The sequence below is a fragment of the Olavius algarvensis spirochete endosymbiont genome, from assembly GCA_900608495.1.
Taxonomy (GTDB): Bacteria; Spirochaetota; Spirochaetia; order DSM-2461; family DSM-2461; genus UBA2779.
Genome location: UWYT01000011.1, coordinates 1 through 581 on the forward strand (window position 1 = coordinate 1; position 581 = coordinate 581).

The window sequence follows — 581 nt, forward strand, 5'->3', positions numbered from 1 at the left end:
GCATGGGGCCCAATATTACTTTCATGAAGTCCCGCAGCGTTAAAGGTAACTGCATAGATGTCCTTCTTTGAACCGGCATAGGCTGCAAGGGCTCCTCCCAGGGAGGAGCCTGTCAGCATCAGATCGGACAAATCAAGACCTCCTTTATTCATCAAAGCATCAACGAGTTCAAGAACCTCATCAAATTGCCCCTCAGTACTCCCCGATATGGCCTGTTCGGTAGCGGCATTCCAATCCTCAGCCGAGAATGGATTTAACCCCTCAAAGCCTAAAACATAGCTTCCATCTTCGGCCTGGAATAGCCGGGAGTTGAAACCAGTCTCATCATTACTGAAAACAGCTTTTGGAAACTGATCTGTTACATCTTTTAGATCGCCAGAGCCTGAACCACGAAAAGCTCTAGCATAGCCAGCTAATTCTGCAGGGTCCTCTTCCAAAAGCCCCGCCGGGTCCACATACTTCACTGGGTTGTTGCTCACATAGGCATACCAGTTGGTAGCCTCGATGACAGAATAGCCTACTCTGTTGGGATTAATCAATCCAAACCCGGCAGGGTCCGGGCTTATCCATCGGGAGGTGGC

The 581-nt window shown here is 49.7% G+C and carries 1 protein-coding gene; it reads right to left on the bottom strand.

The window, feature by feature from the left end:
- Window positions 1-581, bottom strand: a 581-nt coding sequence (locus tag S1OALGB6SA_RS09965; RefSeq protein ID WP_503465853.1) for a Tle-like phospholipase domain-containing protein, incomplete at both ends; no start/stop codon positions are given.